Source organism: Enterobacter cloacae complex sp. 2024EL-00227, from assembly GCF_043945315.1.
GTDB classification, from domain to species: domain Bacteria; phylum Pseudomonadota; class Gammaproteobacteria; order Enterobacterales; family Enterobacteriaceae; genus Enterobacter; species Enterobacter roggenkampii.
This window is the reverse complement of the sequence record NZ_JBIMQP010000007.1, coordinates 96,612-122,677: the sequence shown is the minus strand read 5'-3', so window position 1 is coordinate 122,677 and position 26,066 is coordinate 96,612. Positions and strand designations below refer to the sequence as shown.

The window sequence follows — 26,066 nt, the reverse complement described above, 5'->3', positions numbered from 1 at the left end:
GATCTGTAGTATTGATAATTTGTTATGATTGTTAGCCTAATGTTCGTAAATCTTTTCTCGTTTGATGTGCGCTTATTGAAATCAAATACATTTCCTCCGTGAATATGTGACGTATTCCACTCTTTTCCTGAAATTTGAAAATTTACGTCGTAAAAAATGGCTTAAATGAAAGTATGTTTCAAACAAATGACGGTTATTTATTAGCCTTTAATTGCCTGAAATATCGTCTTTATTGTTTTTTTAAGAACGGTGAAATAAATCCGGGTTATCGCCATAAAATAAATTTATTAGCGCTATTTTTGTTGATCAATATCAGCGTTGTAGCGTATTTAATTGCCTTCAATGCATTGATTTATAAGGTTTTTAATGGGTTTTTAAAACGTGAGTTAAGGGTTGCTCAAAGCAAATTGTGAGTAACAGCACATACCCCCTGAAACATTATTGAGTAGAATTCACCCCGTCATAGGGAAATAAGCGCAGAATATTATGAACACTATTATTCTACCGAAAACACAGCACCTCGTGGTATTTCAGGAAGTCATTAAAAGTGGCTCCATAGGTTCTGCTGCAAGACAACTGGGCCTGACGCAACCCGCCGTCAGCAAAATCATCAGCGATATCGAATCTTACTTCGGTGTGGAAGTGATGGTACGTAAAAATACGGGCGTAAAACTGACGGCTGCAGGCCAGGTTCTGCTCTCGTACTCCGAGTCGATCACGCGTGAAATGAAAAACATGGTGAGCGAAATCAATAGTCTCAGTTTTAGCACCGTTATGGATGTCTCCTTTGGCTATCCGTCGCTGATTGGTTTTACCTTCCTGTCTGAGATGATCAAAAAATTCAAGGAAGTGTTCCCGAAAGCGCGCGTCTCAATGTATGAAGCTCAGCTCTCCTCTTTCCTCCCGGCCATTCGCGATGGTCGTCTGGATTTCGCTATCGGCACGCTGAGCGATGAAATGCTGCTGCAGGATCTGCACGTCGAACCGCTGTTTGAGTCTGAGTTTGTGCTGGTCGCGAGCAAAACGCGAACGTGCACCGGCCCGACGACACTGGCATCGCTCACGCACGAGCAGTGGGTGATGCCGCAAACCGATATGGGCTACTACAAAGAACTTCTGACCACTCTGCAAGACAACCACATCAGCATCGAAAACATCGTCCAGACCGATTCCGTCGTCACCATTTATAACCTTGTCCTGAATGCCGATTATCTGACGGTGATTCCCCGCGACATGATTGCCCCATTCGGTTCGGATCAATTTATTGTGCTGCCCGTGGAAGACGAATTACCCGTGGCGCGTTATGCTGCCGTGTGGTCTAAAAATTACAGGATTAAAAAATCGGCGTCAGTATTAGTTGAGCTGGCTAAACAATATTCGTCGATGAATATCGAAAGACGACGATGAATAATAAGTTTTAATTTTAAAAATACCCAGAGCTTAACATATTAACGCTCTGATACCCTGACTTTGCCTGAAAAGAATGAATTATTATAACGAGGATATTATGCATATTACCTACGATCTCCCGGTAACCATTGAAGATATTCAGGACGCCAGAAAACGACTGGCAGGCAAGATATATAAAACCGGTATGCCGCGCTCGAATTATCTCAGCGAACGGTGTAAGGGCGAAATATTCCTTAAGTTTGAGAACATGCAGCGTACCGGTTCGTTCAAAATTCGCGGCGCGTTTAATAAATTAAGCTCGCTGACCGATGCTGAAAAGCGCAAAGGCGTGGTCGCCTGCTCTGCGGGAAACCACGCGCAGGGAGTGTCGCTCTCCTGCGCCATGCTCGGCATCGACGGTAAAGTGGTGATGCCGATGGGCGCACCAAAATCTAAAGTGGCCGCGACCCGCGACTACTCGGCGGAAGTGGTGCTCCACGGTGAGAACTTCAACGACACCATCGCTAAAGTGAGCGAAATCGTCGAGATGGAAGGGCGCATTTTTATTCCGCCTTACGATGACGCCAAAGTGATCGCCGGGCAGGGCACCATCGGCCTCGAAATTCTCGAAGATTTATACGACGTGGATAACGTCATTGTCCCTATCGGCGGCGGCGGATTAATTGCCGGGATTGCAACGGCGATTAAATCCATCAACCCGACCATTAATATTATCGGCGTACAGTCTGAAAACGTGCACGGAATGGCGGCCTCCTGGCAGGCAGGAGAAATAACCAACCATCGCGTTACCGGCACGTTAGCCGACGGCTGCGACGTCTCTCGTCCGGGTAAATTAACCTTCGAAATCGTTCGTGAACTGGTCGATGACATTGTGCTGGTGAGCGAAGACGATATTCGCAACAGCATGATTGCCCTTATTCAGCGAAATAAAGTGGTGACGGAAGGCGCCGGCGCGCTGGCCTGTGCCGCGTTATTAAGCGGCAAGTTTGACCACTATATTCAGGGCCGCAAAACCGTTTGCATTATTTCCGGCGGCAATATCGATCTCTCCCGTGTTTCCCAAATTACCGGCTTCGTTGACGCATAAAGGTGACCTATGAGCAACACAGAAAGCATTATCGTTGGCCAGACAAAAACGTCCTCCTGGCGTAAGTCTGATACCACCTGGACGCTTGGCCTGTTTGGTACCGCCATTGGCGCAGGCGTGCTGTTCTTCCCCATTCGCGCAGGCTTTGGAGGCTTAATCCCTATCCTGCTGATGCTGGTTCTCGCGTTCCCGATTGCGTTTTACTGCCACCGCGCGCTGGCGCGCCTCTGCCTGTCCGGCAGCAACGTCTCCGGCAACATCACCGAAACGGTAGAAGAGCATTTCGGTAAAACCGGTGGGGTGGTGATCACGTTCCTCTACTTCTTTGCCATTTGCCCGCTGCTGTGGATTTACGGCGTCACTATTACTAACACCTTCATGACCTTCTGGGAAAACCAGCTCCAGCTGCCTGCGCTAAACCGCGGCGTGGTGGCGCTGTTCCTGCTGCTGCTGATGGCTTTTGTTATCTGGTTTGGTAAAGACCTGATGGTGAAGGTGATGAGTTTCCTGGTGTTCCCGTTTATTGCCAGTCTGGTGCTGATTTCCTTGTCGCTGATCCCTTACTGGAACTCCGCGGTGATCGACCAGGTCAACCTGAGCGATATCGCCTTCACCGGCCATGACGGCATTCTGGTCACGGTGTGGCTGGGGATCTCCATCATGGTCTTCTCCTTCAACTTCTCGCCTATCGTCTCCTCGTTTGTGGTCTCCAAGCGCGAAGAGTACGAGCCGGAGTTCGGTAAAGAATTCACCGAGCAGAAATGTTCCAAAATCATCGGTCGCGCCAGCATGCTGATGGTCGCCGTGGTGATGTTCTTCGCCTTTAGCTGCCTGTTTACGCTCTCTCCGCAGAACATGGCGGACGCCAAAGCGCAGAACATTCCGGTGCTCTCTTACCTGGCGAACCACTTTGCCTCCATGTCCGGCACTAAATCGACGTTCGCGACGGTACTGGAATATGGCGCTTCCATTATTGCCCTGGTCGCTATCTTCAAATCTTTCTTCGGTCATTACCTGGGCACGCTGGAAGGGCTGAATGGCCTGATCCTCAAGTTCGGCTACAAAGGCGATAAGAAGAAGGTCTCTGTCGGCAAACTGAACACCATCAGCATGGTGTTCATCATGGGCTCCACCTGGGTTGTCGCGTACGCCAACCCGAACATTCTCGACCTTATCGAAGCCATGGGCGCGCCAATCATCGCCTCTCTGCTGTGCCTGCTGCCGATGTACGCCATCCGTAAAGCGCCGGCCATGGCGAAATATAAGGGCAAACCCGAGAACATCTTCGTCACGGTTGTGGGCCTGCTGACCATTCTGAATATCGTTTACAAACTGTTCTAAACCATTGCTCAGGAAGAGCGGAGTCACATGATGATTGAGTTTCCGGTTGTACTGGTAATTAACTGCGGTTCGTCCTCTGTTAAGTTTTCGGTGCTCGATGCCAGCAGCTGCGACGCCCTGATGACGGGCATTGCAGACGGCATCAACACGGATAAAGCCTTTATTTCCGTGAACGGGGGTGAGCCAGCCAGACTGGCTCACCAGGACTACGAAGGGGCTCTGGCTGCCATCGCCCTGGAGCTGGAGAAGCGTGACCTGATGAGCAGCGTGGCCTTAATTGGCCACCGCATTGCGCACGGCGGTGACCTCTTCAGCGAGTCGACCCTGATTACGGAAGAGGTGATTGAGCAGATCCGCCAGGTCTCCCCGCTGGCGCCGCTGCATAACTACGCCAACCTGAGCGGCGTGGAAGCCGCAGAGCGCCTGTTTCCGGGCGTGCAGCAGGTCGCGGTATTTGATACCAGCTTCCACCAGACGCTGCCGCCGCAGGCGTACCTGTACGGTTTGCCGTACCGCTATTTTGAAGCGCTGGGCGTGCGCCGCTACGGTTTCCACGGCACCTCTCACCGCTACGTGGCCGCGCAGGCACATTCGCTTCTCGGGCTGTCCCCCGATGACAGCGGCCTGGTGATTGCCCACCTCGGCAACGGGGCGTCCATCTGCGCGGTGCGTAACGGCGAGAGCGTGGATACGTCCATGGGCATGACGCCGCTGGAAGGGCTGGTGATGGGCACGCGCTGCGGCGACGTGGATTTTGGCGCGATGGCGTGGATTGCCCAGCAGACCGGCCAGTCGTTTGAAGATCTGGAGCGCATGGTCAACAAAGAGTCCGGGTTGCTGGGGATCTCCGGCATCTCCTCCGATTTACGGGCGCTGGAGAAAGCCTGGCACGCTGGCAATGAGCGGGCGCAGCTGGCGATCCAGACCTTCGTTCACCGTATAGCGCGACATATCGCCGGGCACGCGGCGTCGCTGCACCGCCTCGATGGGGTGGTCTTTACCGGCGGCATCGGCGAAAACTCAACGCTTGTCCGCGCGCTGGTGGCGGAACATCTGAAAGTGTTCGGCATCCGCCTCGACGACGCCAAAAATGCCCTGCCGGGTAGCGCGGGTGAGCGCGTCATCTCCACTGATACCTCCCGCGTGATCTGCGCGGTGATCCCTACCAACGAAGAAAAAATGATCGCGCTGGACGCCCTCCGTCTTGGGAAGGTTACCCCGGCTGCGGCTTACGCCTGATAAAGCGAGAATCTGATGAAAGTAACAATCGAAACGGGCGTCGCGCCCTACAGCGACGCATGGGCCGGGTTTCGCGGTGAAGAATGGAAAAACGCCGTCAACGTCCGCGATTTTATTCAGCATAACTACACCCCTTATGAAGGCGATGAAGCTTTCCTCGCGCAGGCGACGCCAGCAACGACGGCGCTGTGGCAGAAGGTGATGGTCGGCATTCGTCAGGAGAATGCCACCCACGCCCCGGTGGATTTTGACACCAACATTGCCACCACCATTACGGCCCACGGGCCGGGCTACATCGACCAGGATCTGGAGACGATCGTCGGCCTGCAAACCGACAAGCCGCTCAAGCGCGCCCTGCATCCGTACGGCGGGATCAACATGATCCGCAGCTCGTTCGAAGCCTATGGCCGGGAGATGGATCCGCAGTTTGAATACCTGTTTACCGACCTGCGCAAAACCCACAACCAGGGCGTGTTTGACGTCTATTCGCCGGAGATGATGCGCTGCCGCAAATCCGGCGTGCTGACCGGTTTGCCGGACGGCTACGGGCGCGGGCGCATCATCGGCGATTACCGCCGCGTGGCGCTCTACGGCATCCGCTATCTGGTGCGCGAGCGTGAGCTTCAGTTCGCCGATCTGCAGGGCCGGCTGGAGCGCGGCGAAGATCTGGAGGCGACGATCCGCCTGCGCGAAGAGCTGGCGGAGCACAAGCGCGCGCTGCTGCAGATCCAGCAGATGGCGGCCAACTATGGCTTTGATATCTCACGCCCGGCGATGAACGCCCAGGAAGCGGTGCAGTGGCTCTATTTCGCCTACCTGGCAGCGGTAAAATCCCAGAACGGCGGAGCGATGTCGCTGGGGCGCACGGCCTCGTTCCTCGATATCTACATCGAACGCGACATGCAGGCGGGGCGGCTGAACGAGGTGCAGGCGCAGGAGCTGATCGACCACTTCATCATGAAGATCCGCATGGTGCGCTTCCTGCGCACGCCGGAATTCGACACGCTCTTCTCCGGCGATCCGATCTGGGCCACGGAAGTGATCGGCGGCATGGGGCTGGACGGCCGCACGCTGGTGACCAAAAACAGCTTCCGCTATCTGCACACGCTGCACACCATGGGCCCCGCGCCGGAGCCGAACCTGACGATCCTCTGGTCTGAACAACTGCCGATCGCGTTCAAGAAATACGCCGCGCAGGTGTCGATCGTTACCTCGTCGCTGCAGTATGAGAACGACGATCTGATGCGTGCGGACTTCAACAGCGACGACTACGCCATTGCCTGCTGCGTCAGCCCGATGGTGATCGGCAAGCAGATGCAGTTCTTTGGCGCGCGCGCCAACCTCGCCAAAACGCTGCTGTACGCGATCAACGGCGGGGTGGACGAGAAGCTGAAGATTCAGGTCGGCCCGAAAACCGATCCGCTGCTGGATGAGGTACTGGATTACGACACCGTAATGGCGAGCCTCGATCACTTCATGGACTGGCTGGCGGTGCAGTACATCAGCGCGCTGAATCTCATACACTACATGCATGATAAGTACAGCTACGAAGCCTCGCTGATGGCGCTTCACGACCGGGACGTTTACCGCACTATGGCCTGCGGCATTGCCGGGTTGTCGGTAGCGGCAGATTCCCTGTCCGCCATTAAATACGCCACGGTGAAGCCGGTGCGCGACCATACCGGTCTGGCGGTCGATTTCGTGATAGAAGGGGATTATCCGCAGTACGGCAACAACGATGACCGCGTGGACTGCATCGCCTGCGACCTGGTGGAACGCTTTATGAAGAAAATTCAGGCGCTGCCAACCTACCGCAACGCGGTACCGACTCAGTCGATCCTGACCATCACCTCCAACGTGGTTTACGGGCAGAAGACCGGGAACACGCCGGACGGACGACGCGGCGGCACGCCGTTTGCCCCTGGCGCGAACCCCATGCACGGCCGCGACAGAAAAGGGGCGGTGGCCTCGCTAACGTCGGTCGCCAAGCTGCCGTTCACCTATGCCAAAGACGGGATCTCTTACACCTTCTCCATCGTGCCGCAGGCGCTGGGCAAAGACGAGCTGGTGCGCAAAACCAACCTGGTAGGGCTGCTGGACGGGTACTTCCATCACGAAGCGTCTATTGAGGGTGGGCAGCACCTGAACGTTAACGTGATGAACCGGGAGATGCTCCTCGATGCCATTGCGCATCCGGAGAATTACCCGAACCTGACCATCCGCGTGTCGGGCTATGCGGTGCGGTTTAATGCGCTGACGCGCGAGCAGCAGCAGGACGTGATTTCGAGGACGTTTACGCAGGCGATTTGACGAAAACCTACTCTCATGCCCCCTCACTGCAGGGGGCATTTTTTTGCCCGCTAAACATACAAAATTGTTTATATAATTACTCACACATATTCATCCGCTCTTGAAAAACAATGCTCCTGCTTTTTCCTATAACAGCATGTAAGGACTGTAAGATGATGAAAATGACCCGCATTGCTTTGGCTGCTGCTTCACTGGTGGTGTGCAGTTTTACGGCGCAGGCCGCGAACGTTGAGGCTGCCCCGTCACCGTCCCAGGATCCTCTGGTACAGCACCTGAAGCTCAGCAATGAGCAGGTGAAAAAGATTGAAGATCTGCATAAGCAGCTGGAACAAAATGTCAGCAAGATCCCGATGACGGGCGTGAAGGACGGTGCGCTGATCGACATGTTCCAGGCGGGCAAATGGGACGAAAGCACGGTGAAAAGCCAGCTTAGTGCATTCAGCAAAATTGAAGAGCAGACCCGCTATTACCGCGTGAAATATTACTTCGACGTCAGTCAGGTATTGACGCCGGAACAGCGCAAACAGATTAGAACGGATATGGCTAACGCGCTGGCTAACTGATTTCCTGCCCGCGCACCGCGCGGGTTTTTATTTCTTGATCGGCGTCACTTTTAGAAAAATACCGTCTATCCACCCATTAAAAAAGCAAATTTTCCTCTATCATTCGAAAATCCTCAAAAAAGTTGTGACTTTTTTCTCCCTCGCTCCGGTTAAGATTTTTTCACACCAATAACAAGCACCTGCTGCCATCTGAATCGCCATCGCTGGCGATCGGAACCTTATAAAAACAACTGTTTACCCTACAAAATAAGCGAGTGCCCCATGGATACGGCAACAAACAGCAGTGTCATTGTGAATGATTCCCCCGCGGCAAGGCGGGCGGGAATGAGTGAAAGCGAGTGGCGAGAGGCGATCAAATTCGACAGCACCGACACGGGTTGGGTCATCATGAGTATTGGGATGGCTATCGGCGCGGGGATTGTTTTTCTCCCGGTACAAGTCGGATTAATGGGGCTGTGGGTCTTTTTGCTCTCGTCCATTATTGGTTATCCCGCCATGTATTTATTCCAACGGTTGTTTATTAACACGCTGGCAGAATCCCCGGAATGCAAAGACTACCCGAGCGTAATTAGCGGGTATTTGGGTAAGAACTGGGGGATTTTATTAGGTGCGCTCTATTTCGTGATGCTGGTGATCTGGATGTTTGTCTATTCCACGGCCATTACCAACGACAGCGCCTCGTATTTGCACACCTTCGGCGTGACCGACGGTTTGCTCTCGGAAAATCCGTTGTACGGTTTATTCCTGATTTGCATTCTGGTCGCGATTTCTTCACGCGGTGAAAAGCTGCTGTTTAAAGTGTCCAGCCTGATGGTGCTTACCAAGCTGTTTGTCGTTGCGGCGCTGGGGTTGTCAATGATTGGCCTCTGGCATTTAGCCAACGTGGGCATGCTGCCGCCGCTGGGGCTGCTGATTAAAAACGCCATCATTACGCTGCCCTTTACCTTAACCTCCATTCTCTTTATTCAGACCCTGAGCCCGATGGTGATCTCGTACCGTTCACGTGAAAAATCGGTAGAGGTGGCGCGTCATAAGGCGCTCCGGGCAATGAACATTGCTTTTGGCGTCCTGTTTGTGACGGTCTTCTTCTATGCCGTCTCTTTCACCCTGGCGATGGGGCACGATGAGGCGGTCAAAGCCTACGAGCAGAATATCTCTGCCCTGGCGATTGCGGCGCAGTTTATCAGCGGCGACGGCGCGGGCTGGGTCAAAATCGTCAGCGTGATCCTCAATATCTTCGCCGTGATGACCGCATTCTTCGGCGTCTACCTCGGCTTCCGCGAGGCCACGCAGGGTATCGTCATGAACATCCTGCGCCGCAAAATGCCGGCAGAAAGAATCAATGAAAACGCCGTCCAGCGCGGGATTATGCTGTTCGCCATTCTGCTGGCCTGGAGCGCGATAGTCCTGAACGCGCCGGTGTTGAGCTTCACCTCCATTTGCAGCCCCATCTTCGGCATGGTGGGCTGTCTGATCCCGGCATGGCTGGTCTACAAGGTACCGGCGCTGCATAAATATAAAGGCGTATCGCTGGTGATTATTGTCATTACCGGACTGCTGCTTTGTGTTTCTCCTTTCCTCGCATTCTCCTGAGGGTAATTAAGGTCGTAACGATGTCTGAGCAAACTCATCCTTTATGGAATCAATTTATTCGCGCGGTGCAGGAAGAAGTGAAGCCTGCCCTTGGGTGCACCGAGCCCGTCTCTCTGGCACTGGCCTGTGCGATGGCCGCAGACCTCCTGCCGGGGGAGGTCACACGGATTGAGGCGTGGGTCTCGCCGAACCTGATGAAAAACGGGCTGGGCGTAACGGTGCCGGGTACGGGCATGGTCGGGTTGCCCATTGCTGCGGCGCTGGGCGCAATTGGCGGTAATGCGCACGCCGGACTGGAGGTGTTGAAAGATGCCACAGCCGATGCACTGGTCCGCGCCAAAGCCCTGCTTGAGGCAGGGCAAGTGCAGGTAAAACTGCAGGAGCCCTGCGATGAGGTCCTCTATTCCCGTGCCTGCGTTTATGCCGGGGATCTCTCGGCAATGGTGACCATCGCGGGCGGGCATACCCGGGTGGTGGAAGTGGTTTGCCAGGGGGAAACGCGCTTTACGCTGGATAAGCCCGTGACCGAGGTGGATGACGACCCGCTGGCGGTACTGTCACACGCTACGCTGTCGCAGATCCTGGAATTTGTCGAGCAGGTGCCGTTTGAGGCCATTCGCTTCATCCTGGAAGCAGGGCAACTGAATGATGCGCTCTCCCGCGAAGGGCTCAGCGGGAAGTGGGGGCTGCACATTGGCGCAACGCTTGAAAAGCAGCGCTCGCGCGGATGGCTGGCGCAGGATCTGGGTTCGGACATTGTTATTCGCACCAGCGCCGCCTCGGATGCCCGGATGGGGGGCGCAACGCTGCCGGCGATGAGCAATTCGGGCTCCGGTAACCAGGGGATCACCGCCACCATGCCCGTCGTTGTTGTGGCTGAGCACCTTCAGGCCGGTGACGAACGGCTGGCGCGGGCGCTGATGCTGTCGCATTTGTCGGCGATCTATATCCATTATCAGCTTCCACGCCTGTCCGCACTGTGTGCGGCGACAACGGCGGCGATGGGCGCTGCGGCGGGCATGGCGTGGCTGATGGGTGGCCGTTACCAGACCATCGCAATGGCGATCGGCAGTATGATCGGTGACGTCAGCGGGATGATCTGCGACGGGGCGTCAAACAGCTGCGCCATGAAGGTCTCCACCAGCGTCAGTAGCGCCTGGAAAGCGGTGATGATGGCGCTGGATGAGTCGGGCGTGACGGGCAACGAGGGGATTGTCGCGCACGATGTGGAGCAGTCGATCGCGAACCTGTGCGCCCTGGCGTGCCGCTCGATGCAGGCCACGGACCGGCAGATTATTGAGATCATGGCGAGTAAGGTGTAGCGAGTTCAGAGCTCTATCGGTTCCCTCTCCCTGTGGGAGAGGGTTAGGGTGAGGGCGTTCTTTAAACCGGCAAATCAATCAGCAGCGCGCGCAGCGGCGTATCCGCCACCAGGGTAATATTCGCTTCATCACGAATAAACGCGCCGTCGCCGCAGGTGAGCGCTTCTTTCTCTTCCGCGTGCGTCACCGCATGCACCGTACCGTGAATCGACTGCAGATAGGCGCGCGGGCCGTGAAGCTGGAAGCTTGCCTGCTCACCTTTCTTCAGCTCGATATGGTGCAGCCACACCTGCTGACGCAGCTGCAGGCTCTCTTTACTGCCATCAGGGGATGCAATCAGCTGTTGCTTATCGCCCGTTAAATCTAACTTCTGTACCAGCGGATTTTCCCGCTCAGGGCAGGCGTCGAGCCACAGCTGCATGCGGGTCAGCGTTTTGTCTTTGCTGAGGTTATGCTCGCTGTAGCTGATGCCCGGCTGCGTGGAAATTAACAGCGCTTCGCCAGCCTTTGCCTGGACATGATTGCCCTCGCTATCGCGGTATTCTGCCTCGCCTTCCAGGATCAGGTTCAGGATATCGACTTTCGGGTACGTACGCGGCTGGAAGGAGGCGCCCGGGGCGAGCACTTCCTGGTTCAACACGCGCAGTGAAGCGTAACCGAGGAGTTTAGGGTCAAAGTAGTGTCCAAAGGAAAAGGTGTAGCGGGCCTGCAGCCAACCGAAATCGGCTTGTCCGCACTGTTTAGCTGTTCTTGTCGTAATCATAAACTTGACCTCTCTTTACACTAAAACAATGGTAAAGGTATGGACGCTTCATTGTTAGCCAGATATTCTGCCTGGTATGTTCAAATTTCCTGAATGAGAACGAGATGGCTAAAGAGAGAGCATTGACGCTTGAGGCGCTTCGCGTCATGGACGCGATTGACCGGCGCGGCAGTTTTGCGGCGGCGGCCGATGAACTGGGGCGCGTTCCGTCTGCGCTGAGCTACACCATGCAGAAGCTGGAGGAAGAGCTGGACGTGGTGCTTTTTGACCGCTCCGGTCATCGAACAAAATTCACCAATGTCGGCCGAATGCTGCTGGAGCGCGGCCGCGTGCTGCTGGAAGCGGCTGATAAGCTGACGACCGACGCCGAAGCGCTGGCGCGCGGTTGGGAAACCCATCTGACGCTCGTGACCGAAGCGCTGGTGCCGACCGAAGCGCTGTTCCCGCTGGTGGACCGCCTGGCGGCGAAGGCCAATACGCAGCTGTCGATCATCACCGAGGTGCTGGCAGGGGCGTGGGAACGTCTGGAGACGGGCAGGGCAGATATTGTTATTGCGCCGGACATGCACTTCCGCTCATCGTCAGAAATCAACTCGCGCAAACTCTACAGTGTCATGAACGTCTACGTTGCCGCCCCCAACCATCCGATTCACCAGGAGCCGGAGCCGCTCTCTGAAGTGACGCGCGTGAAATATCGCGGCGTGGCGGTCGCGGATACCGCGCGCGAGCGTCCGGTGCTGACGGTGCAGCTGCTGGATAAACAGCCACGTCTGACGGTGACCTCACTGGAAGACAAACGGCAGGCGCTGCTGGCCGGTCTGGGCGTGGCGACGATGCCGTACCCGTTTGTGGAGAAAGATATTGCGGAAGGGCGGCTGCGGGTCGTGAGTCCGGAGTACACCAGCGAAGTGGATATCATTATGGCGTGGCGTCGCGACAGCATGGGCGAAGCCAAATCATGGTGCCTGCGCGAAATACCCAAACTCTTCGCCCACCAGAATAAATAAACGAGTAGGCCCGGTAAGCGTAAGCGCCACCGGGCGTTATTTTACGCGCCGATCTTAGGATCGGGACCAAAGCGGTTTTCACCTGGGGTGCCGCTCTGGCAGTTGAAGATAAGAATCACGATCCAGCCCACGATCGGGATCAACAGCAGCAATAGCCACCACGCTGAACGATCGGTGTCGTGCAGCCGACGGAACAATACCGCCCACGATGGCAGCAGGACTAACAGGCCATAAATGGTGGTCAGCACGCCTTCACCGCCAGCCCGCTCCCAGCCAAGAATTTTATCCACAATACCCAGCACCATGATGAGGATGAAGTTCACCAGAACGAACATCCAGTACTCTTTGCGGCGGGCGCGGCCACCAAATCCAATGTAGTTGCGCAGTACTTTTAAATACCAGTCCATTTTCCTTGCCTCATTAGTCAGTCAATCACTTGTTTTCTAAGCGATCGAGGTAAGAATAGATGGAGATTGTGAATTAAAAAAGGGCATCTGGTGATGCCCTTAATATTTATCCAAAACGGACGTCGCGCCCGTGCGGTTCATCCAGATCCTGCCACGGACCGATGGAGATAATACCCGTCGGGTTGATGGTCTTGTGGCTGCGGAAATAGTGGGTGCGAATATGGTCGAAGTCGACCGTCTCCGCGATGCCCGGCATCTGGTAGATGTCGCGCAGGAAACCATGCAGGTTCAGGTAGTCGCTGATGCGGTGCTTGTCGCACTTAAAGTGGGTGACATAGACCGGATCAAAGCGAACCAGCGTGGTCCACAGGCGAATGTCCGCTTCCGTCAGGCGATCGCCCGTCAGGTAGCGATGCTGGCCCAGGATCTGTTCCAGGCGTTCCAGCGATTCAAACACCTTTCCGACCGCTTCGTCATACGCTTCCTGGCTGGTGGCGAAACCGGCCTTATAGACACCGTTATTGACGTTGTCGTAAATCCAGCCGTTCAGCTCATCAATTTTCTCGCGCAGTTCCACCGGATAGTAATCTCCGGCACGGGCGCCGTGCGCGTCAAACGCGGTATTGAACATGCGGATGATTTCCGCAGACTCATTGCTGACAATCGTCTGGTTTTTCTTGTCCCACAGTACCGGCACGGTCACGCGCCCGGTGTAGTGCGGATCGGCGCGCAGATAGAGCTGGTACAGGAAATCGTGGTGATAAAGATCGTCGCCGGTCGCTGCAGGGAAATCACTGTCAAACGTCCAGCCATTTTCCAGCATCAGCGGGTTGACCACGGAAACCGGAATGAAGGATTCGAGACCTTTAAGCTTGCGCACGATCAGCGTGCGGTGGGCCCACGGGCAGGCGAGGGAAACATAAAGATGATAACGATCTTTCTCAGCCGCGAAGCCGCCTTCGCCGCTCGGGCCTGGTGCGCCGTCGGCGGTCAGCCAGTTACGGAAGGCCGAAACAGAGCGCTTAAAGCGACCTCCGGTGGATTTGGTGTCATACCAGACATCCTGCCAGACGCCGTCTACGAGTTGTCCCATTTTTTCTCCTCCGTCAGATAGCAAAAGCGAGGAGATGTCTCCTCGCTTTGTGTTTATTCAGTATAGCGTGCTTACCATTTCTTATTCAGAACGCGGTCGATGCTGTATGCGCCCGGGCCAGTGACGGCCAGCAGCAGGAAGCCACCCGCGATGGTTAGGTTTTTCATGAACATCAGTGAGTTCACGCCTTCCGCAAAGTTGCTGTGGAAGATGAACGCGGTCAGCAGGGTGAAGCCTGCGGTAAACAGCGCGGTGGTGCGGGTCAGGAAGCCGAACAGCACTGCCAGGCCGCCGCCGAACTCAAGAAGAATGGTCAGTGGCAACAGGAACCCCGGAACGCCCATGGCTTCCATATACTGCTGGGTACCCGCATAACCGGTGATTTTGCCCCAACCTGCCACGATGAACAGAATTGGCATCAGAATACGCGCGACCAGTACACCAACATCTTCTAATTTTTTCATTTTACTCTCCAGGAAACCACATCAGCGGCTGAACGTTATTTGTCTGCAATTCCGGGTAGATACCGCGTCGTTGCTGTCGATGGAGAGCATCATAAACGTGACGGTGGGCGATTGTTAGCAAGGAAAACTGTCAATCTTCTTCAAAGATATTGAGTAAGGGAGGGGGAGGATTTTGTCGGGTGGCGCTGCGCTTACCCGGCCTACGAGTGTAAGTAGGCCGGGTAAGGCGTAGCCGCCACCCGGCGAGAAGGCTAGCGTAATTGCTGCTGACGGATCGTGGCTTTCACCAGACGCCAGGCGCTCCAGGCACCAAAACCACGGCGCGCCCAGCGGATGAGCATATTTGGGTGACGAACCGTCCAGATAGCCATCACGCTGCTGCCGACCAGCGCCCATGAACGCAGGCTCAGGAAGGTGTTCCAGCCCCGGTCAAACCGTCGCGTCGCGTCAATCCAGTCGCGACGGCTGGCCGACAGATCCAGCCGTTGCTGCTGGATCTGGCTTAGCAGGTACGCTTTTCGCTTTTGACGTTCGGCTTTACCGCTCACGGCTTGTCATCCTCCAGCAGGGCGCGATCGTTAGCCAGCTCCTGACGCGTATGGCGCAGGAACGTGGACTTACGCGCTTTACGCAGCGTCCATATGCCGCCAATCAGCGCCGCGACCAGCAGAACGACGGTCGTGGCAATCATGGCGTTAAGACGATACTGCGGGTCAATGGCCCAGATGATTAACACCATCAGGCTCATCAGACCAAACGCGGCGAAGAGCATGGTCAGTCCAAGCATCAGCAGCATCTGGAAGAGGTTCGCTTTCTCCTCCTCCAGTTCGACCACTGCCAGCCGGACGCGCGTTTCGGCAATCCCGACCAGCGTCGTCAAAATACGCTGGCCGATGCCGAGGACGTTGTTAGCAGGCCCTTGTGCGTGACGAGGATCTTCCATATCAACGACGCGTCAGCAGGACACCCAGTACCACACCGACTGCGGCACCAATCCCGACACCCGTCCATGGATTATCACGCACGTATTCGTCCGCACGCGCGGCCGCTTCGCGGGTCTGTTTTGCCAGCGCATCGCCGGTTTCACCCAGGCGATAGCGGCTCTCTTTCAGCGCCTGCTCCGCCTTGCTGCGTAGCTTGCTGACCTCTTCTTTTGACTTGTCAGCAGAGGAGTTCAGCACCTCTTCCAGGGTATCGGCCAGGGATTTCAGTTCAGCGCGCAGATGTTCAGACGTCGTATCTTTTGACATGATTCTCTCCTGTTGAGATTTCCGTTAACTCAATAATCGCGAGCTTCCAGCGCTTTGAGGTCGTCCTGCGCTTCTTTCAACTTCTTCTCGCGCTTAGCAATTTTTTCCGCATCCCCTTTCTCTTTCGCTTCCTGCAGGTCGCGACGGCGCTCGGCTATCTCGTCCTTCTGTTCAGCGATTTTCTTCTGGTGGTCGGCACGCAGCTTGCTGTCTGAACAGTTCGCTTTCACTTCGCTCAGCGCTTTTTTAAGACCATCAACACGGTGCTGATTGTTATGCTTTTCGGCATAACCGATCTCACGCTGAATATCCTGTTCTTTCTCCTGACAGAGAGAATTTGCGAAGGATGCTGTGCTTAAAGAAAAAAGGGCCAGAGCCAGAGTCATGCGGAATTTCATTATCGAAACCTTCCATTGTGTTGCGGCGTAAGCCGCTATCCAAAGTTATGCGGAGTACAGTCGAGGGGTGCTCCGCGTACTTAAGCATAGTAAGTAAACGGGGGATTCACCAAAGTGAGTGAAAAGATTCGGAATCCTGGTAATTATCCAAACCGATGCGACGTATCGCGAATCAGCGACAGCCAGGCAGCAGGCTGGCTGTCATCTTCCTGCTGAGCGATGATATACCCGTGCGGCAGCGTACGGTCGAGAACCACTTTTGCGGCGGCACTTTGCGCACGGGAATCAAACTTGATCAGTAAAACATCGTCCTGCGGGGTGATGCTTTTAAAGCGGATCCCGTTCGCGTCCAGATGGTGCCAGACAGAAAAACCGTCAGGCACGCTGGCACCCTGGTTCACCGGGCGAATGGCCAGCGTGGATTCCTGGTGCGAAAGCGCGCTCCATGCCAGCAGCATGGCGCTGAGCACCACCAGTGTTATCACGGCGCAGGCAAAACGGCGCAGGGCGAGCGGTGAGATAGCCATCGTTAGCCTCTGGCTCCGTATTTCTTTTTCCACAGGACGACCAGCGAGCCGATCAGACCGAAGACCAGCAGCACCACAGGCAGCAGCATCAGGCAGGACATCAGCTGGTCTTCATATTTCATAAAGACTGGCGTTTTCCCCAACGCATAGCCGAGCGTCGTCAGAATCAGTACCCACAGCAGGCCGCTCATCCAGTTAAAGAACTGGAAGCGCGCGCTGCTCAGCCCCGACAGACCGGCAATGGTCGGCAACAGGGTGCGTACAAAGGCGATAAAGCGGCCAATCAGCAGCGCAGAAAGCCCGTGCTTATGGAAAAGGTGGTGCGCCCGCTGGTGATAATGTGCAGGCAGGTGCGAGAGCCAGTTCTGGACGATCCGGGTATTGCCCAGCCATCTTCCCTGGATGTAGCTGACCCAGCAGCCGAGACTCGCGGCGACGGTCAGTAACAAAATAGTTTGCGGGAATGCCATCGCCCCTTTGGCGCACAGCACGCCGACAAGCACCAGTAAACTGTCACCGGGCAGGAAAGCAGCAGGCAGCAAGCCGTTCTCAAGGAACAGGATCATAAACAAGACGAAATAGAGCATGCCAATCATGGAAGGGTTGGCCAGCGTTTCAAAATCCTGCGCCCAGAGGGCATGCAGTAGTTGGGTCAAAAGTTCCATTCAGTGTTCCTGGAAATCGGTTAACGTCATGCCTGTTATCCGGGACAAACAGCACGGCGACATGGTTGTGATTTCATTATGGTCGCTCGCGGACACATTGCGGTGTGGCCAACACTGTTCCCTGTTAATTGGCTGGTTAGCAAGCACTAACTTACAAAATAACGAAGTGAATCCAATTGTAACAAAGCCCAACGTTCTGCGTCACAGAATTTGCAGGCGTGAGTTGATTTTGGCGTAAGCCCAGAAAGTGAGCGAGGGGATTTACAAAGGCTGACACTATATATGTTTTGCTTACCCACGTTCGCCGGAAGGCGCAGCGAAGCGCCTGCCAGCGGGAAGGTCATCTATTTTGCGGCACTGGGGACCGTATCGAGATGAACAACGGGATTATCGGCGAAAAGATAGCGGTCAGCGTTAAATTCGAAGTCGTCGCTGGTTTCATTGAACAGCATCTGCTTAGTGTTTTCCAGGTGCTGCCACATCGCCAGCTTAGCGGCGTGCGGATCTTTACGAATCAGCGCTTTAAGGATTTGATCGTGATCGTCACACCAGTTGTCGACGGTACGGGAATCGATATGGTCGTGCAGTTTTTTCCAGTACGGGTTGTGAACGCGCTGAGTCCACATTTTCTCAACGATTGCCGCCAGCGCCGTATTCTGGGTTGCCAGGGCGACCTGAACGTGGAACTGCAGATCCCACTCTGAATCGCGGAAACATTTTTCCTTGCGGGCATTCTCCTGGATTTCCATCAGCTTCATGATGTCCTGCTTGGTCACCTGCGTCGCCGCAAATTCGGCAATGTTGCTTTCAATCAGCTGGCGAGCCTGGAGCAGCTCAAACGGACCGTAGCTGGCGAATTCCAGACTTTCGTCCGCGACGGGAGAGTGTTTCGGCAGATTGGAAATGACGTGAATGCCGGAGCCTTTGCGTACCTCAACGTAGCCTTCGACTTCCAGCATGATGATCGCTTCGCGCACCACGGTGCGGCTGACGCTTTTTTCATCCGCGATAAAGCGCTCGGCGGGCAGTTTATCACCGACAAGATAGACACCCTGCTCGATGCGATCTTTCAGCTCCGCAGCAAGTTGTTGATATAAACGACGTGGTTCGGTGATTTCCATATGCGCTCCAGGCAGGGTACGGCAGATGATTTGTTATACCACTTTTGCGTGCCACTCTCCAGATTTTGCCATTAAAAAAGCCGCTACTGAGTGGCCTTTAAATGCCCGGCGGCGCTTCGCTTGCACGGGCCTACGGGTTTTGTAGGCCGGGTAAGCGTAGCGCCACCCGGCACAGCAAGGCTAACTCTGCGTGGCCGGTTTCCCGAGGGACTCTTTTGCCAGCTCCTCTGCCGATTTGCTTTTCAGCACCGTCCAGATCACCACCGCGCCCAGCAGGTCGAAGACCGCCAGTACCGCAAACAGCGGGCTGAAGCCGATGGTATCCGCCAGCGCGCCGACGACCAGCGCGAACATCGTACTCGCGGTCCAGGCGGCCATCCCGGTCAGGCCGTTGGCGGTGGCCACTTCGTTGCGACCGAAGACGTCAGACGAGAGCGTAATCAGCGCGCCGGACAGGGACTGGTGCGCAAAACCACCGATGCACAGCAGGGCGATGGCCACGTACGGGCTGGTGAACAGGCCGATCATGCCCGGGCCAATCATCAGCAGTGCGCCCATGGTGACCACCATTTTACGGGAAACGATCAGGTTCACGCCAAACCAGCGCTGGAACAGCGGTGGCAGGTAGCCGCCCACGATACAGCCCAGGTCAGCGAACAGCATCGGCATCCAGGCGAACATCGCGATCTCTTTCAGGTTAAAGCCGTAGACTTTAAACATGAACAGTGGGATCCACGCGTTGAAGGTCCCCCAGGCCGGTTCCGCCAGGAAACGCGGCAGGGCGATACCCCAGAACTGACGGGTGCCCAGGATCTGCCAGACGGTCATTTTTTTGCCGTTGTTGGTCTGATGCTGCGCTTCCTGACCACCAATGATGTACTCGCGTTCTTCTTCGGAGAGTTTTTTCTGATCGCGCGGGTGCTTATAGAAAACCAGCCACGCGATTGCCCAGGCGAAGCTCAGCACGCCGGAAATGATGAAAGCCATCTGCCAGCTGTGCATCACGATAGCCCACACCACCAGCGGCGGCGCAATCATCGCCCCGATGGACGAACCCACGTTGAAGTAGCCGACAGCAATAGAGCGCTCTTTTGCCGGGAACCACTCGGAACTGGCCTTCAGTCCTGCCGGGATCATCGCGGCTTCTGCCGCACCGACCGCACCGCGCGCCAGCGCCAGGCCGCCCCAGCTGCCCGCCAGCGCGGTGGCTCCGCAGAACACCGCCCAGGCGATGGCGAAGAAGGCATAGCCGATTTTGGTACCGAGGATATCCAGCACGTAGCCTGCAACAGGCTGCATGATGGTGTACGCCGCGGAATAGGCAGCAATGATGTAGGAGTATTGCTGCGTGGAGATATGCAGCTCTTCCATTAACGTCGGCGCTGCGGCTGCGACGGTGTTACGCGTCAGGTAGCCCAGCACGGTGCCTAACGTCACCAGTGCGATCATGTACCAACGTAACCCTTTAATTTTACGCATGTAAAACCTCATCGTTATAGTATTGCCGTGCCGGGACACGGTAACCGCTCGACCGTTGCCGGGAGCCGTTCAGTAACGGGAGGGGCGTAACCGGGAAATGTCCCGGAACGGCCCGAACCTTGCCAAAAGTCATCTGCATAAGTCGGTTTCCGTACCGTTAAATCTGGTGTAACTGACACCAGGAATGCATTCCGTCGGCTTATAGTTTGCGACGGCGAAAAGATAACTTGTCATACAGCTTTAAAAGGTGAGTGACATCACAAATGTATGATTCTTTGTGGGGACATTATTCGTGTCGCTTCAAGCCAGTACTGGCGCGGCTTGTAGAAGGATTTACCCCAATTTGGATAATGTATTTGTCTGCGTTTATTGATCTCACTCACGAAAAAAACGTCGGATGGTGGAAATTGGTGTGATAACTTTGCAGCATATGAACATACGCTTTCTGACGCTCCCGTAATGAGGAAGACGATAATGACGCCGTTTATGACCGACGATTTTCTGTTAGATACCGAATTTGCTCGCCGCCTGTACCACGACTATGCAAAAGATCAGCCGATTTTCGACTACCACTGCCATTTGCCGCCGCAGCAGGTTGCCGAAAATTACCGTTTCAAAAACCTGTATGACATCTGGCTGAAGGGTGACCATTACAAATGGCGTGCGATGCGCACCAACGGCGTGGCTGAGCGCCTGTGCACCGGCGATGCGACCGATCGCGAGAAGTTTGACGCCTGGGCGGCGACCGTCCCGCACACCATCGGTAACCCGCTCTATCACTGGACGCACCTTGAGCTGCGTCGCCCGTTTGGCATCACCGGCAAACTGCTCTCTCCAACGACCGCCGATGAAATCTGGGACCAGTGCAATGCGCTCCTGGCGCAGGAGAACTTCTCCGCGCGCGGCATCATGAAGCAGATGAACGTGAAGATGGTGGGCACCACCGACGACCCGATCGACTCCCTGGAGCATCATGCCGTTGTCGCCAAAGACACCTCTTTTGATATCAAAGTGCTGCCAAGCTGGCGCCCGGACAAAGCCTTCAACATTGAGCAGGCCACGTTCAACGACTACATGGCGAAGCTGGCGGAAGTGTCCGATACCGACATCCGTCGTTTCGCCGATCTGCAAACCGCGCTGACCAAACGTCTGGATCACTTCGCGGCCCACGGCTGTAAAGTCTCTGACCACGCGCTGGACGTGGTGCTGTTTGCGGAATCAAACGAGGCCGAGCTGGACGGTATTCTGGCGCGTCGCCTCTCCGGTGAATCGCTTAGCGAGCACGAAGTGGCGCAGTTCAAAACGGCGGTACTGGTGTTCCTCGGTGCCGAATACGCGCGTCGCGGCTGGGTACAGCAGTACCACATCGGTGCGCTGCGCAATAACAACCAGCGCCAGTTTAAACTGCTGGGTGCGGACGTGGGCTTTGACTCCATCAACGACCGTCCGCTGGCGGAAGAGCTGTCAAAACTGCTGAGCAAACAGAACGAACAAAACCTGCTGCCGAAAACCATTCTCTACTGCCTGAACCCGCGCGATAACGAAGTGCTGGGCACGATGATCGGCAACTTCCAGGGCGAAGGGATGCCGGGCAAGATGCAGTTCGGCTCCGGCTGGTGGTTCAACGATCAGAAAGACGGCATGGAGCGTCAGATGACGCAGCTGGCGCAGCTTGGCCTGCTGAGCCGCTTTGTCGGCATGCTGACCGACAGCCGCAGCTTCCTGTCCTATACCCGTCATGAATACTTCCGCCGCATTCTGTGCCAGATGATTGGCCGCTGGGTGCACGCAGGCGAAGCGCCGGCGGATATCCAGCTGCTGGGCGACATGGTGAAAAACATCTGCTTTAACAATGCGCGTGACTACTTCGCCATTGAACTGAACTAGGGCCGTTTGAGGTTGATATGCAATACATCAAAATCCATTCGCTGGATAACGTGGCCGTCGCGCTGGCAGATTTAACCGAAGGCACGGAAGTCACCTTCGACAACCAGTCGGTGACGTTACGCCAGTCCGTTGGACGTGGACACAAGTTTGCCCTGATCCCCATTGCCAAAGGGGAAAACGTGGTGAAGTACGGTCTGCCCATCGGTCATGCGCTGGCGGATATCGCGCCGGGTGAATACATCCATTCCCACAACGCCCGCACAAATCTGAGCGATCTGGACGAGTACAGCTATCAACCTGATTTACCTGCGGCACAAGAGCAGTCGGCGGATCGTGAGGTGCAGATCTACCGCCGCGCAAACGGCGACGTGGGGATCCGCAACGAGCTGTGGATCCTCCCGACCGTCGGCTGCGTGAACGGGATTGCGCGTCAGATCCAGACGCGCTTCCTGAAAGAGACCAACGATGCCGAAGGCACTGACGGCGTGCATCTGTTCAGCCACACCTACGGCTGCTCCCAGCTGGGTGACGACCACATCAATACCCGAACCATGCTGCAAAACATGGTGCGCCACCCGAACGCGGGCGCGGTGCTGGTGATTGGCCTGGGCTGCGAGAACAATCAGGTGGACGCCTTCCGCGACACGCTGGGCGAGTTCGATCCTGAGCGCGTGCATTTTATGGTGTGCCAGCATCAGGATGACGAAGTGGAAGCGGGCGTTGAACAGCTTCACCAGCTTTATGAGGTGATGCGCCACGACAGGCGCGAGCCGGGCAAGCTGAGCGAGCTGAAGTTTGGGCTGGAGTGCGGCGGGTCTGATGGCCTTTCCGGTATTACTGCCAATCCGATGCTGGGCCGCTTCTCGGATTACGTGATTGCCAACGGCGGCACGACGGTGTTGACCGAAGTGCCGGAGATGTTCGGTGCGGAACGTATTCTGATGAGCCACTGCCGCGACGAAGAGACGTTTGAGAAGACCGTCACCATGGTGAACGACTTCAAGCAGTACTTCATTGCCCACAATCAGCCCATTTACGAGAACCCGTCGCCGGGTAACAAAGCGGGGGGGATCACCACGCTGGAAGAGAAATCCCTCGGCTGCACCCAGAAAGCAGGCGCGAGCCAGGTGGTTGACGTTCTGCGCTACGGCGAGCGCCTGAAAACGCACGGTCTGAACCTGCTGAGCGCGCCCGGTAACGATGCGGTCGCCACCAGCGCGCTGGCGGGAGCCGGCTGCCATATGGTGCTGTTCAGCACCGGTCGCGGCACGCCGTACGGCGGTTTTGTGCCGACGGTGAAAATCGCCACCAACAGCGAGCTGGCGGCGAAGAAAAAACACTGGATTGACTTTGATGCCGGGCAGCTTATCCACGGCAAGGCGATGCCGCAGCTGCTGACGGAATTCGTGGACGCGATTGTGGAAATTGCCAGCGGCAAGCAGACCTGCAACGAGAAGAACGATTTCCGCGAGCTGGCAATCTTTAAGAGCGGTGTGACGCTGTAAGTACTTTGTCGGGTGGCGCTAGCGCTTACCCGACCTACTAAACCCTGTAGGCCCGGTAAGGCGTAGCCGCCACCGGGCTTTTCTTTTTAACTGCGGAGGGCGTTCTTCGCTAAACGCGCGTCTTCCGCCTGACAGGCCGCCGCGGTAAACAGCACGTCGGTAGAGGAGTTCAGCGCGGTTTCGCAGGAGTCCTGCAGCACGCCGATGATAAAGCCGACGGCGACAACCTGCATGGCAATCTCGTTCGGGATACCGAACATATTACACGCCAGCGGGATCAGCAGCAGCGAACCGCCCGCCACACCGGATGCGCCGCAGGCGCACAGCGATGCCACTACGCTCAGCAGCAGCGCGGTTGGCAGATCCACCGGAATACCCAGCGTATGCACCGCCGCCAGGGTCAGTACAGTGATCGTAATCGCCGCACCCGCCATGTTCACGGTCGCACCCAGTGGGATCGACACGGAATAGGTATCGCGATCCAGGTTCAGCTTCTCCGCCAGCGCCATGTTCACCGGTATGTTCGCCGCAGAGCTGCGGGTGAAGAAGGCATACACGCCGCTCTCGCGCAGGCAGGTCAGCACCAGCGGATACGGGTTGCGGCGGATCTGCCAGAACACCAGCAGCGGGTTGATCACCAGCGCCACCAGCAGCATACAGCCGACCAGCACAACCAGCAGTTGCGCGTAGCCCCACAGCGCGTCAAAACCGGTGGTTGCCAGCGTGGAGGAGACCAGGCCGAAAATACCGATTGGCGCAAAGCGAATCACCAGCTTCACCATAAAGGTGACAGCGTTGGACAAATCGTTGACCAGGTTTTTCGTGGTTTCGTTGCCGTGACGCAGCGCGAAGCCCAGACCAATCGCCCAGACCAGGATGCCAATGTAGTTTCCGCTCATCAGCGCGGTGATGGGGTTAGAGACCATGCTCATCAGCAGACCGCGAAGGACTTCCACAATCCCGGACGGCGGCGTGATATCACCGGCCGCGCTGGTCAGGTGCAGCGTGGACGGGAACAGGAAGCTAAACACCACGGCCGTTAAGGCTGCAGAGAAGGTTCCCAGAAGATACAGGAACAGAATAGGGCGAATGTTGGTTTTTTGTCCGTGCTGGTGGTTGGCAATCGATGCCATGACCAGCATCAGAACCAGTACCGGCGCGACGGCTTTCAGGGCGCCCACAAACAGCGTCCCGAGCAGCCCCGTGGCCTCCGCAGCAGGTTTTGACACCATGGCCAGCAGAATACCCAGCACCAGTCCTACCAGAATTTGTTTAACCAGACTTCCCTGCGCCAGGCGCGCAAAAAGACCCGTCGATTGTGTGCTCATACATTATTCCTGAGTGAAATTGCGTTCCATTCCGAATGTGCTCTTAGTCACATTTATGTCCGGATGTAAGTAAATGTTTGCCTGGTCGAGTATAGGGAATGCGCGAAAGGAGGGAAGCGTAAAATGCTGGATTTTACGTGTTGCGTCATGTTTTTTAACTATTGATTAACGAAAGTGCCGGGTGGCGCTGCGCTTACCCGGCCTACGGGGTGACGTTGTAGGCCCGGTAAGCGCAGCGCCACCGGGCAAAACGCATTAAGCCTGCTGCTTCTTATCGTGCTGGCGGTTAACCCAGGTATTGATAATCAGCGTCACGATCAGAATGCCAAACACCACGCCGAGCGAAATGGCGATCGGGATATGGTAGAAATCGACGATCAGCATCTTGATACCGATAAACACCAGGATCACCGACAGGCCGTACTTCAGCATGGAGAAGCGCTCCGCCGCGCCCGCCAGCAGGAAGTACATCGCGCGCAGGCCGAGGATGGCGAACAGGTTAGAGGTCAGGACGATGAACGGGTCGGTGGTCACCGCGAAAATGGCCGGAATGCTGTCCACGGCGAAAATCACGTCGCTCAGCTCAACCAGAATCAGCACCAGCAGCAGCGGGGTGGCAAACAGCAGGCCGTTCTTGCGCACGAAGAAGTGCTCGCTCTCGATCTTGTCGGTCATGCGCAGATGGCCGCGGATCCACTTCACCAGCGGGCGATCGCCAATCGCGGAGCCGTCCTCTTTCGCCAGCGCCATTTTGACCCCGGTGAACAGCAGGAACGCGCCGAAGACGTACAGCAGCCACTCGAACTGGGTAATCAGCCAGCTGCCAGCGAAGATCATGATGGTACGCAGGATAATTGCGCCCAGCACGCCGTACACCAGCACGCGACGCTGCAGAGCCGCAGGCACGGCGAAGTAGCTGAACAGCATCAGCCAGACGAAGACGTTATCAACCGCCAGGGCTTTTTCAATCAGATAGCCGGTGAGGAAGGCGAGCGCCTGAGGATCGGCCACCGCGCGGCCTTCGGTCGAGGCCAGATACCACCAGAAGGCGGCGCAGAAGAGCAGGGAGAGAGTAACCCAGACCAGCGACCAGGCGGCGGCCTGTTTCATGGTCATGCCGTGCGCGCCGCGACGGCCCTGCAAAAAGAGGTCGATCGCCAGCATGATGAGCACGACAACCGCGAATCCGCCCCACAACATTGGAGTGCCGACAGAATGCATACTATTTTCCTTACACATAAAAAACAAAAACGGCCATGGTCAGAAGACGATAGCCGTTAGCTTTTTATGCATAGACCTCGCCTTCC

At 56.0% G+C, this 26,066-nt stretch carries 25 protein-coding genes; 11 read left to right on the top strand and 14 right to left on the bottom strand.

Translation table 11 applies throughout. The features are described 5' to 3' along the window. The first annotated feature begins 486 nt into the window (after positions 1 to 486). The 8 genes from tdcA to ACHH0Z_RS13975 all read left to right on the top strand — a co-directional run bounded on the left by tdcA (position 487) and on the right by ACHH0Z_RS13975 (position 10,865). Positions 487 to 1,407: a transcriptional regulator TdcA gene (gene tdcA / locus ACHH0Z_RS14010; protein ID WP_008501504.1), complete on the top strand. Its 921-nt coding sequence runs from the start codon at positions 487 to 489 to the stop codon at positions 1,405 to 1,407. 100 nt (positions 1,408 to 1,507) lie between these two features. Beyond that, the gene (gene tdcB / locus ACHH0Z_RS14005) at positions 1,508 to 2,497 is read left to right on the top strand and encodes a bifunctional threonine ammonia-lyase/L-serine ammonia-lyase TdcB (protein WP_045407088.1); all 990 of its coding nucleotides are present in this window, start codon (positions 1,508 to 1,510) and stop codon (positions 2,495 to 2,497) included. A gap of 9 nt (positions 2,498 to 2,506) precedes the next feature. Then, positions 2,507 to 3,838, top strand: coding sequence for a threonine/serine transporter TdcC (gene tdcC, locus ACHH0Z_RS14000; RefSeq protein WP_008501506.1), 1,332 nt, complete (start codon positions 2,507 to 2,509; stop codon positions 3,836 to 3,838). Positions 3,839 to 3,868: 30 nt separating this feature from the next. Further along, the gene (gene tdcD / locus ACHH0Z_RS13995) at positions 3,869 to 5,077 is read left to right on the top strand and encodes a propionate kinase (protein WP_045407086.1); all 1,209 of its coding nucleotides are present in this window, start codon (positions 3,869 to 3,871) and stop codon (positions 5,075 to 5,077) included. A 15-nt stretch (positions 5,078 to 5,092) separates the two neighbouring features. Then, positions 5,093 to 7,387, top strand: a complete 2,295-nt coding sequence (pflB, locus tag ACHH0Z_RS13990; RefSeq protein ID WP_045407032.1) for a formate C-acetyltransferase — start codon at positions 5,093 to 5,095, stop codon at positions 7,385 to 7,387. A gap of 152 nt (positions 7,388 to 7,539) precedes the next feature. Continuing rightward, complete coding sequence (locus ACHH0Z_RS13985) at positions 7,540 to 7,950, top strand: Spy/CpxP family protein refolding chaperone (RefSeq protein ID WP_008503131.1); 411 nt, start codon at positions 7,540 to 7,542, stop codon at positions 7,948 to 7,950. A gap of 261 nt (positions 7,951 to 8,211) precedes the next feature. Continuing rightward, on the top strand, positions 8,212 to 9,543 hold the full coding sequence (locus ACHH0Z_RS13980; RefSeq protein ID WP_045407029.1) for an amino acid permease: 1,332 nt from the start codon (positions 8,212 to 8,214) through the stop codon (positions 9,541 to 9,543). Between the two features lie 20 nt (positions 9,544 to 9,563). Continuing rightward, positions 9,564 to 10,865 carry a serine dehydratase subunit alpha family protein gene (locus tag ACHH0Z_RS13975; RefSeq protein WP_045407026.1) on the top strand — a complete coding sequence of 434 codons (1,302 nt, stop codon included), beginning with the start codon at positions 9,564 to 9,566 and terminating at the stop codon, positions 10,863 to 10,865. 61 nt (positions 10,866 to 10,926) lie between these two features. Here the strand turns inward: ACHH0Z_RS13975 and ACHH0Z_RS13970 are convergent, their stop codons facing one another. Then, positions 10,927 to 11,628, bottom strand: a complete 702-nt coding sequence (locus ACHH0Z_RS13970) for a pirin family protein (RefSeq protein ID WP_008503134.1) — start codon at positions 11,626 to 11,628, stop codon at positions 10,927 to 10,929. 104 nt (positions 11,629 to 11,732) lie between these two features. Here ACHH0Z_RS13970 and yhaJ point away from each other — a divergent pair, with 104 nt between their 5' ends. After that, complete coding sequence (gene yhaJ, locus ACHH0Z_RS13965; RefSeq protein ID WP_045407022.1) at positions 11,733 to 12,635, top strand: DNA-binding transcriptional regulator YhaJ; 903 nt, start codon at positions 11,733 to 11,735, stop codon at positions 12,633 to 12,635. A gap of 41 nt (positions 12,636 to 12,676) precedes the next feature. On the opposite strand, the gene ACHH0Z_RS13960 is transcribed toward yhaJ, so the two are convergent. From ACHH0Z_RS13960 to ACHH0Z_RS13910, 11 genes are all read right to left on the bottom strand, one after another. Then, positions 12,677 to 13,042, bottom strand: a complete 366-nt coding sequence (locus ACHH0Z_RS13960; protein WP_023294635.1) for a DUF805 domain-containing protein — start codon at positions 13,040 to 13,042, stop codon at positions 12,677 to 12,679. A 106-nt stretch (positions 13,043 to 13,148) separates the two neighbouring features. Continuing rightward, positions 13,149 to 14,135 carry a glutathione S-transferase family protein gene (locus ACHH0Z_RS13955; RefSeq protein WP_023326148.1) on the bottom strand — a complete coding sequence of 329 codons (987 nt, stop codon included), beginning with the start codon at positions 14,133 to 14,135 and terminating at the stop codon, positions 13,149 to 13,151. A 71-nt stretch (positions 14,136 to 14,206) separates the two neighbouring features. After that, positions 14,207 to 14,599, bottom strand: a complete 393-nt coding sequence (locus ACHH0Z_RS13950) for a DoxX family protein (RefSeq protein ID WP_023294633.1) — start codon at positions 14,597 to 14,599, stop codon at positions 14,207 to 14,209. A gap of 251 nt (positions 14,600 to 14,850) precedes the next feature. Further along, on the bottom strand, positions 14,851 to 15,147 hold the full coding sequence (locus ACHH0Z_RS13945; RefSeq protein ID WP_008503139.1) for a YqjK-like family protein: 297 nt from the start codon (positions 15,145 to 15,147) through the stop codon (positions 14,851 to 14,853). After that, a complete protein-coding gene (locus tag ACHH0Z_RS13940) occupies positions 15,144 to 15,542 on the bottom strand; it encodes a phage holin family protein (RefSeq protein ID WP_014885329.1) in 399 nt (132 codons plus the stop codon). The genes ACHH0Z_RS13945 and ACHH0Z_RS13940 overlap by 4 nt, the downstream gene beginning before the upstream one ends. Before the next feature lies 1 nt (position 15,543). After that, positions 15,544 to 15,849, bottom strand: a complete 306-nt coding sequence (locus tag ACHH0Z_RS13935) for a YqjD family protein (protein ID WP_008503141.1) — start codon at positions 15,847 to 15,849, stop codon at positions 15,544 to 15,546. Between the two features lie 29 nt (positions 15,850 to 15,878). Further along, positions 15,879 to 16,247 (bottom strand): DUF1090 domain-containing protein, encoded by a 369-nt coding sequence (locus tag ACHH0Z_RS13930; RefSeq protein ID WP_008503142.1) that lies wholly within the window; start codon positions 16,245 to 16,247, stop codon positions 15,879 to 15,881. Between the two features lie 143 nt (positions 16,248 to 16,390). Next, a complete protein-coding gene (gene mzrA / locus ACHH0Z_RS13925) occupies positions 16,391 to 16,774 on the bottom strand; it encodes an EnvZ/OmpR regulon moderator MzrA (RefSeq protein WP_023294631.1) in 384 nt (127 codons plus the stop codon). A gap of 2 nt (positions 16,775 to 16,776) precedes the next feature. Next, the gene (gene yqjA / locus ACHH0Z_RS13920) at positions 16,777 to 17,439 is read right to left on the bottom strand and encodes a DedA family general envelope maintenance protein YqjA (protein WP_008503144.1); all 663 of its coding nucleotides are present in this window, start codon (positions 17,437 to 17,439) and stop codon (positions 16,777 to 16,779) included. A gap of 344 nt (positions 17,440 to 17,783) precedes the next feature. Next, positions 17,784 to 18,560 (bottom strand): transcriptional regulator ExuR, encoded by a 777-nt coding sequence (exuR, locus tag ACHH0Z_RS13915; protein ID WP_008503145.1) that lies wholly within the window; start codon positions 18,558 to 18,560, stop codon positions 17,784 to 17,786. Between the two features lie 180 nt (positions 18,561 to 18,740). Next, positions 18,741 to 20,039 (bottom strand): MFS transporter, encoded by a 1,299-nt coding sequence (locus ACHH0Z_RS13910; protein WP_008503146.1) that lies wholly within the window; start codon positions 20,037 to 20,039, stop codon positions 18,741 to 18,743. A 474-nt stretch (positions 20,040 to 20,513) separates the two neighbouring features. Between ACHH0Z_RS13910 and uxaC the strand changes: the two genes are divergently transcribed. Beyond that, positions 20,514 to 21,926, top strand: a complete 1,413-nt coding sequence (gene uxaC / locus ACHH0Z_RS13905) for a glucuronate isomerase (protein ID WP_045407019.1) — start codon at positions 20,514 to 20,516, stop codon at positions 21,924 to 21,926. 17 nt (positions 21,927 to 21,943) lie between these two features. Then, entirely contained in the window at positions 21,944 to 23,431 is a 1,488-nt protein-coding gene (locus ACHH0Z_RS13900; protein ID WP_045407016.1) for a UxaA family hydrolase, read from the top strand. Positions 23,432 to 23,517: 86 nt separating this feature from the next. Here ACHH0Z_RS13900 and sstT read toward each other — a convergent pair whose 3' ends face one another. Beyond that, on the bottom strand, positions 23,518 to 24,759 hold the full coding sequence (gene sstT / locus ACHH0Z_RS13895) for a serine/threonine transporter SstT (protein ID WP_008503149.1): 1,242 nt from the start codon (positions 24,757 to 24,759) through the stop codon (positions 23,518 to 23,520). A 255-nt stretch (positions 24,760 to 25,014) separates the two neighbouring features. Further along, entirely contained in the window at positions 25,015 to 25,980 is a 966-nt protein-coding gene (locus ACHH0Z_RS13890) for a TerC family protein (RefSeq protein ID WP_021242367.1), read from the bottom strand. Positions 25,981 to 26,066: the final 86 nt, after the last annotated feature.

Bases quoted from the DNA above. Each gene is read 5' to 3' on its own strand.
- ACHH0Z_RS13970 (WP_008503134.1), bottom strand. From the start codon at position 11,628: ATGATTACGACAAGAACAGCTAAACAGTGCGGACAAGCCGATTTCGGT.
- ACHH0Z_RS13900 (WP_045407016.1), top strand. From the start codon at position 21,944: ATGCAATACATCAAAATCCATTCGCTGGATAACGTGGCCGTCGCGCTG.
- uxaC (WP_045407019.1), top strand. From the start codon at position 20,514: ATGACGCCGTTTATGACCGACGATTTTCTGTTAGATACCGAATTTGCT.
- tdcD (WP_045407086.1), top strand. From the start codon at position 3,869: ATGATTGAGTTTCCGGTTGTACTGGTAATTAACTGCGGTTCGTCCTCT.
- ACHH0Z_RS13960 (WP_023294635.1), bottom strand. From the start codon at position 13,042: ATGGACTGGTATTTAAAAGTACTGCGCAACTACATTGGATTTGGTGGC.
- ACHH0Z_RS13940 (WP_014885329.1), bottom strand. From the start codon at position 15,542: ATGGAAGATCCTCGTCACGCACAAGGGCCTGCTAACAACGTCCTCGGC.
- tdcA (WP_008501504.1), top strand. From the start codon at position 487: ATGAACACTATTATTCTACCGAAAACACAGCACCTCGTGGTATTTCAG.
- ACHH0Z_RS13910 (WP_008503146.1), bottom strand. From the start codon at position 20,039: ATGCGTAAAATTAAAGGGTTACGTTGGTACATGATCGCACTGGTGACG.
- mzrA (WP_023294631.1), bottom strand. From the start codon at position 16,774: ATGGCTATCTCACCGCTCGCCCTGCGCCGTTTTGCCTGCGCCGTGATA.
- pflB (WP_045407032.1), top strand. From the start codon at position 5,093: ATGAAAGTAACAATCGAAACGGGCGTCGCGCCCTACAGCGACGCATGG.
- ACHH0Z_RS13980 (WP_045407029.1), top strand. From the start codon at position 8,212: ATGGATACGGCAACAAACAGCAGTGTCATTGTGAATGATTCCCCCGCG.
- sstT (WP_008503149.1), bottom strand. From the start codon at position 24,759: ATGAGCACACAATCGACGGGTCTTTTTGCGCGCCTGGCGCAGGGAAGT.
- ACHH0Z_RS13935 (WP_008503141.1), bottom strand. From the start codon at position 15,849: ATGTCAAAAGATACGACGTCTGAACATCTGCGCGCTGAACTGAAATCC.
- ACHH0Z_RS13950 (WP_023294633.1), bottom strand. From the start codon at position 14,599: ATGAAAAAATTAGAAGATGTTGGTGTACTGGTCGCGCGTATTCTGATG.
- tdcB (WP_045407088.1), top strand. From the start codon at position 1,508: ATGCATATTACCTACGATCTCCCGGTAACCATTGAAGATATTCAGGAC.
- ACHH0Z_RS13985 (WP_008503131.1), top strand. From the start codon at position 7,540: ATGATGAAAATGACCCGCATTGCTTTGGCTGCTGCTTCACTGGTGGTG.
- ACHH0Z_RS13890 (WP_021242367.1), bottom strand. From the start codon at position 25,980: ATGCATTCTGTCGGCACTCCAATGTTGTGGGGCGGATTCGCGGTTGTC.
- yhaJ (WP_045407022.1), top strand. From the start codon at position 11,733: ATGGCTAAAGAGAGAGCATTGACGCTTGAGGCGCTTCGCGTCATGGAC.
- ACHH0Z_RS13975 (WP_045407026.1), top strand. From the start codon at position 9,564: ATGTCTGAGCAAACTCATCCTTTATGGAATCAATTTATTCGCGCGGTG.
- yqjA (WP_008503144.1), bottom strand. From the start codon at position 17,439: ATGGAACTTTTGACCCAACTACTGCATGCCCTCTGGGCGCAGGATTTT.
- tdcC (WP_008501506.1), top strand. From the start codon at position 2,507: ATGAGCAACACAGAAAGCATTATCGTTGGCCAGACAAAAACGTCCTCC.
- ACHH0Z_RS13930 (WP_008503142.1), bottom strand. From the start codon at position 16,247: ATGAAATTCCGCATGACTCTGGCTCTGGCCCTTTTTTCTTTAAGCACA.
- ACHH0Z_RS13955 (WP_023326148.1), bottom strand. From the start codon at position 14,135: ATGGGACAACTCGTAGACGGCGTCTGGCAGGATGTCTGGTATGACACC.
- exuR (WP_008503145.1), bottom strand. From the start codon at position 18,560: ATGGAAATCACCGAACCACGTCGTTTATATCAACAACTTGCTGCGGAG.